We start from the raw sequence: 6,722 nt of genomic DNA, 5'->3' as shown, positions 1-6,722 counted from the left end.
CCGCCGCTGATAGCGGACGAGGGATTGAGCTTCACCCTGCCCGTCGTCTTCCGCGTCAAAGGCAAAGGATAAGGCGGGGGCAGAAACCACGCGCATTGAGACACTCAGCCTGGAAGCGACCGTAGCATGTTAATGCGCGGCGGGGATCTCGCCGTGAATTGGGGACGGAGAGTAGCGAAAGTGCTCAGGGGGTCGCGCGTTTGGCGGCTTTAGCGTGTCATGCTGAAAAGAAACAAGCCACCCAAGCTGTCTCGAAAGTTGAAGGCGTCTCTTTTGCCGCGCAATTTATTGAAGCGGCCGAACGCCATTATATTGATCGGCTTTCTGTCAACGTCATTGAGATGAGGCTCCATGGAGCAGAAAAGCGCTAATGCGCCTAGGTCGCTCATGGCGCGCCCTTCTTCGAAACTCAACGACAACGACAAGACTCAATGGTCTGCGGCGGTTGTGTGAGAACCTGGCTTGGTCCCAAACCTCGCCTTGATCCGTTCGCGAAGGTCCTGGAAGAGAACGTACAGCGGAGGGATAGCGAAGACGCCGATCAACGATGCCGCCAGCATACCGCCGAAGACGGGAGTGGCGACGTTGCGAAACGCAAGTTTGGAGGCGCCGGACGCGATGACGAGGGGAACGAGTCCTAGAATGAAGGCAAACGACGTCATCATGACCGGCCGAAATCGTAACCGTGCACCTTCGACCGCCGCCTCATGCAGGGGGTGACCTTGCTCGCGCCGCGCCTTGGCGAATTCAACGATCAGAATGCCGTTCTTCGCTGCCAAGCCGATCAGAACGATCATTCCGATCTGCGCGTAGAGATCGAGCGTCAGCCCCGCGAGTACGATGGAAAGATAGGCACCCGCCACTCCGACCGAGACCGACAGCAAAACCGGTACCGGTATGGTCCAACTCTCATAGAGCCCGACAAGGAAGAGATATGCAAACAACAACGCGAACGCGAGGATGACCGGAGTCTGCCCCTCCGCCCGCTTTTCCTGGAACGAGATGTCGGTCCACGACCCCCGATATCCGGATGGCAATGTCTTCGCCGCCACAGCGTCCATCGCGGCGAGCGCTTGCCCCGAGGACACGCCCGGAGCCGGCCCGCCCAGAACGGTCGCGGCACGTGTATTATTGTAGCGGATCAGCCCCTGCGGGCCGAGCGCGATGCGCACCTCAACGAGGCTGCGCAGTGAAACCATTTGTCCGTCCTTGCTGCGTACATTGATGCGATAGATATCCTCAACGGAGGAACGGTCCTCGCTTTCCGCCTGCACCTGGACCTGCCAGGTACGCCCGAACAGGTTGATGTCATTGACGTAGAAGCCTCCGAGCGAGGTCTGCAGCGCCTGGAATATCGAGTTGATTTCAATCCCGAGGATGCGCGCCTTGTCGCGATCGATCTCCAGGAACACCGATGGATTGGTCGCAGAGAAGGTCGTGAACACCCGCGAGAGCTGCGGGTCCTGGTTCGCCGCGATCACCAGCCCACGCAGCGCCTGAGCCATGTTGGCAGGTTCGCCGCCCTGCAAATCCTGCAGCACGTAGCTGAAACCGCCGCCGGTACCGAGGCCGATGATCGGCGGCGGCGCCAATGGAACGGCGCTGCCTCCCCTTACGCTGCGCAGCGCGGATGCGAGCCGTGCGATGATTGCATCTGACGTTTCGGTAGCTCCTGTACGCTCCTCAAAATCCTTGAGCGTGACGACCATGAAGCCGGAGTTGGGCTGGGAGTAATTGTCGACGAAGTTCAATCCGATGATAGAGTTTACATCGGCGATCGAGCTTTCCTTCTTGAGGATGTCCTCGGCTTGCCGCACCACCTCCGATGTGCGCCCGATCGAGGCGCCGTCGGGCAATTGGACGACAACGAAGAATGCGCCCTGATCATCGGACGGGATGAAGCCGGTCGGGGTTACCCTCGCAAGCAGCCCAATGCCGGCAAACGCTGCCACAACGACGACGATCCCCACAACTGCAAGCCGAACCAGCCGCGCAACGGCCAAACCGTAGCCATCGCGGACGACGTCGATTCCCCGGCTCAACCTCCCCATCAAGCCGCGTTTCGGTCCGTGATGAGGCTTCAGCAGAACTGCGCAGAGAGCCGGCGATAGCGTCAGCGCGTTGATAGCCGACAGGAACATGGAGACCGCGACCGTGACGGCAAACTGCCGGAACAATTCGCCGGAAATCCCGGAAATGAAGGCAACCGGCACGAACACCGCGAGTAGCACCAGTGTGATTGCGATGATGGGTGCGAAGATACTCTGCATCGCGAGTTTGGTTGCTTCTCCTGCCGACAGCTCGGGATGCGCCTCCATCGTTTGTTCGACGGCCTCGACCACCACGATGGCATCGTCCACCACGATGCCGATCGCCAGGATCATCGCGAGAAGCGACACGGTATTGGCGGAGTACCCGATGGCGTTGAGCACGATGAAGGTGCCAATCAGGCTGACGGGAACGGCGATCATTGGAATCAAGGTGGCGCGGATGTTTCCCAGGAAGATGAAGACCACCAGCAGCACCAGCAGGGCGGCTTCGAGGAGGGTGTGTTTTACCTTCTCGATCGTCGCCCTGACGAAGACAGTTGGATCATAGGTGACCTTCCAAGCCACGCCTTCCGGAAACGACTTGGCATTGTCCGTCAATAGCTTGTTGAGCGCGTCGACGCTCCGGAGGGCGTTCGCGCCGGGAGTCTGATAGATTCCGATCAGCGTCGCCGCAGCGCCGTTCAGGCGCGTCGACCTGTCCAGATTTGCGGCGCCGAGTTCCAGGCGGGCGATATCGCCGAGGCGCAGGACCGATCCGTCGGGATTGCTCCGGATGATGACTCTTTCGAACTCCTTCGTCGAGGAGAGTCTTCCCTTGGTCTGGATGTTGAGCTGGAGCTGCTGGTCGTCGGACACCGGACGCGCACCGATTCGTCCGACGGCCGCCTGCACGTTCTGCGTTTGGATGGCCGAGATCACGTCGCCGGCGGTCAGCCCAAGGCCGGTCAATTGATCCGTCTTGAGCCAGATTCGCATCGAATAGTCCTGCGGACCGAACAATTGGGCATCGCCGACACCGGGTGTGCTCCGGATCTGGTCCAGCAGATTGATCGTGACGTAGTTGGACAGGAACAGTTCGTCGTAGGCCTGCGTCGGCGAATACACCGCGACAACGGCGAGAAGCGCGGACGACTTCTTCTTCACCGTAATGCCCGATCGCTTAACTTCTTCCGGCATCTTGGCGAGTGCGATCTGAACACGGTTATTGACATTGACCGTGTTGATATCGGGATCGGTGCCGAGTTCGAACGAAGCCAACAACGAATAGCTGCCGTCGTTGCCGGAGATGCTCTTCATGTAGATCATCTTGTCGACGCCGACGACCTGGGATTCGATCACCTGGGCGACCGTGGAATCGACGACCAGCGAGGATGCGCCTGGGTAGACGGCGGTCACCGAGACTTGCGGCGGAACGATGTTTGGAAGCTGCGCGATCGGAATCACAAGCAGCGACACCAGCCCGGCGATGGCGGTGACAACGGCAATGACAACGGCCAGACGCGGACGCTCGACGAAGATGGATGACAGCATGGCTAGAGCCCGCGAACAGGGGGCTGGGCCGGCGAAGCGGTGACGGCGGCGCCCTGTCTCAGGCCCTGCACGCCCTGAACGACAACCATCTCGCCACCGGTCAATCCTTGGAGGACGACGACCGAGCCACCCTTCGTAGGTCCGAGTCTGACCCGTTTGACCACGGCCTTGCTGTCCTCGATGACGAATACATAGGTGCCAAGCTGATCGGCGATCAGGGCGGCCTGTGGGACAACAACACGCTCCTCGGGTTTGCCGCTCTCGACGGCGACGTGAACGAGTTGGCCATCGACAAGTTCGTCATTCGGGTTAGCGATCTTGGCGCGCACCGTCACCGCGTCGGTCGCCCGGTCGACCTTGACGTCGACGAAGTCGATCTGCCCTTTCTCGCCATAGGCCGCGCCGTTTGAAAACTGAATGTTGACGTTGAAGTCCTTCGCCGATTGCTTCCTGGTGCCGCGACCTTCCTCTTTTAGCCGCAGAAATTCGCGCTGGCTGACCGGAAAGACGACATACATCGGATCAGAGCTGACGATTGTGGTCAGCACGCCCGAATTTGGCCCGACGACATTGCCGCGCGTGACAGCAGTTCGACCGATCCGCCCATCGATCGGCGACGTAATGTCGGTGTAGGCGAGGTTGATCTCTGCCGTCTTGAGATCAGCTTCGGCGGCAGCAAAATTCCCTTCGGCCTCCCGCGCGGATGCAGTGCGGTCGTCGCGCGTGGCCTGGGAAATCGCGCTGGTCTTTATCAATTCATCAGCACGTCGCTTCTGGATGTTTGCATTTTCCAGAAGAGCCCGCATTTTCTCGACGGCCGCCCTTGCCTGTTGGACCGCGGCCTCGAACGGCCCCTTCTCGATTTGATAGAGAGGTGCGCCCTGTTTCACCCGGTCGCCGTCCTTGAACTCGACCTTCTCTAGAAAGCCGGTGATGCGCGCACGCACGTCGACGCGCTCAATGGCTTCAATCCTGCCCACGAAGCGGGTTGTGTCGGCCAATGCGGTCTTTTCCGCCGGCACGACGCTTACTTGAATAGTGGGTGGCTGCTGCGCCAGAGCGGCGGATGAAATGAGAAACAGGCAGGAAAACCAGATCTTCGCGCGAGCCGCCATATGAACCCCCCGGCTGCCGATCGGATAGCGTCTTTTTATTCGAATCCGACAGACCTTGATCTACGGCTGACCAGATATCCACAATCTGCCAACTGACTCAGGTTGGCAAGTGGGGCAGCTTTCAAACCTCAGGTAGAAACCAAAGAAGTCTCGGCGCCCGAGCGCGCGAAGGAAATCGAAAAGCACACGTCGGCTGCCGTCATAAGGTTGGGCAGTCCAGTCGGGGCTGCCGAGAATTTCTTCCTGTTCGGTCTGACGGCCGCAGAGGTCGAGCGATTGAAGGCTGGGGGCTACGCGCCGCGCGAATTCTACGAGTCAAATCCGGAGTTGCGCGAAGCGATCGATCTCATCAGTTCGGGGTTCTTTTCGAACGGTGATCGCGCACTCTTCCAGCCCCTCGTCGAATCGCTGATCACCCGCGACGACTACATGCTGCTAGCCGACTATCAGGCCTACGTGGAATGCCAACAAAGCGTCAGTCGAGCGTACTCCGATCAGAGCGCATGGACGCGCATGTCCATTCTGAACTGCGCGCGAGTCGGTCGCTTCTCATCCGACCGCTCGATCCGGGAGTACTGCCGCGACATCTGGAACGTTAGGCCAATCCAGAGTGTAGCAGGGCGGTGGGTACGCTTGAGAACGGCCGTCGACTGACAGTTGATCTAGATCAAAGCCGGCGATGCGATTCCTTCCCTAACATGTGCCGTTGCGACAACGGCGCAGCCGGCCACCGCGCCCATCGCGGCCCGCTTGCAGGCGGGGACAGATGCAAACCAGACAAGCGTGCTGCGCGGCTTGACCTGCAAGGTCGCGATTGCTGACGTCAGGCTAGCCTGCGGCCGATAGCTTGGCGACGGTATGTCTGCCCTCAAAAAGAGGTTGTCCTTGAAAACCTTTCGCCAGTACTTGCCCGGAGACGACGTCATTCAGCTTGTGATCCGCCTCGGGTTGCTTGCTTTCCTGATCTACTGGACGATCCTTCTGATCCGGCCTTTTGTGCCTGTCTTGGCCTGGAGCATCGTGCTTGCTGTTGCGCTCTATCCTGTCTTCAATTTTCTTTCCAAGCTTCTTGGCGGTCGTCCAAAGCTCGCAGCGGCAATTCTCACCCTCATCAATCTCGGAATTGTCATCGGACCAGCAACCTGGCTTGGCTTGAGTGCCTTGGACGGAGTGAAGGAGTTCGCTGGAAATCTGGGTGCTGGTAACCTCGTGATTCCATCACCGCCGGAAAGCATTAATAACTGGCCGCTCATCGGCCCGAGTCTTTACGAGTTCTGGAATCAGGCATCCAGCAACATTCGAGCTGCTTTGCGTGAGGTGGCTCCTTATCTGAAGCCACTGGCAGGCGTTTTATTAGCTCTTGCCGGCAATGCCGGCGTGGGCTTGCTGAAATTTATTCTGTCTGTAGCGCTGGCCGGGTTTCTCTTCCCTTATGGCTCGCAGCTTGTAGAGGCAGGCAAGAGCTTCCTCTATCGCATCGTGCCTGAGCAGAGCGAACATTTCCTCGAACTAGCGGGTGCGACCATCCGCGCGGTATCCCAGGGTGTCATCGGTGTCGCAGTCATCCAGTCCTTATTGGCCGGCATTGGCTTCAAGCTGGCAGGTATTCCAAGCGCCGGTTTGTTGGCCTTCGCAGTTATGATCCTGTCGATCATTCAAGTCGGCGCGGCAATCGTCCTGGTTCCGGTAGTCATTTGGATATGGACGGACAAGGATTTCACCACAGCGCTTCTGCTGACGGTATTCCTGGGTCTCGTCGGCGTAATCGACAACATCTTGAAACCGCTGGTAATGAAGCGTGGCCTGACCACCCCGACACTCGTCATCTTTGTCGGGGTGATCGGAGGAACGCTCGCGCATGGAATTGTCGGCCTCTTTGTCGGACCGATCATTCTTTCTCTGGCCTGGGAATTGACGGTGGCCTGGATACGTAGCGATCGCGCCGACACAGCGCCATTGTCGGGCTGAATATCGAACGTTGACCTAAATCAACGCTCGATACCTCGATGCTCCTTGAATGAATTGC

General features: G+C 58.9%; 5 protein-coding genes. 3 read left to right on the top strand and 2 right to left on the bottom strand.

Annotation, left to right across the window (positions count from 1 at the left end):
- Nucleotides 1-200 precede the first annotated feature (200 nt).
- On the top strand, nt 201-371 hold the full coding sequence (locus AC1RT6_RS13250; RefSeq protein WP_158081555.1) for a hypothetical protein: 171 nt from the start codon (nt 201-203) through the stop codon (nt 369-371).
- Between the two features lie 57 nt (nt 372-428).
- Here the strand turns inward: AC1RT6_RS13250 and AC1RT6_RS13245 are convergent, their stop codons facing one another.
- Together AC1RT6_RS13245 and AC1RT6_RS13240 are read right to left on the bottom strand one after the other, a co-directional pair.
- Nucleotides 429-3,581: an efflux RND transporter permease subunit gene (locus tag AC1RT6_RS13245; RefSeq protein ID WP_079448117.1), complete on the bottom strand. Its 3,153-nt coding sequence runs from the start codon at nt 3,579-3,581 to the stop codon at nt 429-431.
- A 2-nt stretch (nt 3,582-3,583) separates the two neighbouring features.
- Nucleotides 3,584-4,696, bottom strand: coding sequence for an efflux RND transporter periplasmic adaptor subunit (locus AC1RT6_RS13240; protein ID WP_472790690.1), 1,113 nt, complete (start codon nt 4,694-4,696; stop codon nt 3,584-3,586).
- Between the two features lie 102 nt (nt 4,697-4,798).
- Here AC1RT6_RS13240 and AC1RT6_RS13235 point away from each other — a divergent pair, with 102 nt between their 5' ends.
- Nucleotides 4,799-5,350 (top strand): glycogen/starch/alpha-glucan phosphorylase, encoded by a 552-nt coding sequence (locus tag AC1RT6_RS13235; protein WP_079448115.1) that lies wholly within the window; start codon nt 4,799-4,801, stop codon nt 5,348-5,350.
- Between the two features lie 231 nt (nt 5,351-5,581).
- Nucleotides 5,582-6,664: an AI-2E family transporter gene (locus AC1RT6_RS13230; protein ID WP_079448144.1), complete on the top strand. Its 1,083-nt coding sequence runs from the start codon at nt 5,582-5,584 to the stop codon at nt 6,662-6,664.
- Nucleotides 6,665-6,722: the final 58 nt, after the last annotated feature.

The sequence above is a fragment of the Nitrobacter sp. MLSD-S21 genome (genome assembly GCF_058809865.1).
Note: the sequence above shows the minus strand (reverse complement) of the source record. Positions and strands in the feature narration are given on the sequence as shown.

Coding starts and splice junctions, on each gene's coding strand:
- AC1RT6_RS13245 (WP_079448117.1), bottom strand. CDS start 3,581: ATGCTGTCATCCATCTTCGTCGAGCGTCCGCGTCTGGCCGTTGTCATT.
- AC1RT6_RS13240 (WP_472790690.1), bottom strand. CDS start 4,696: ATGGCGGCTCGCGCGAAGATCTGGTTTTCCTGCCTGTTTCTCATTTCA.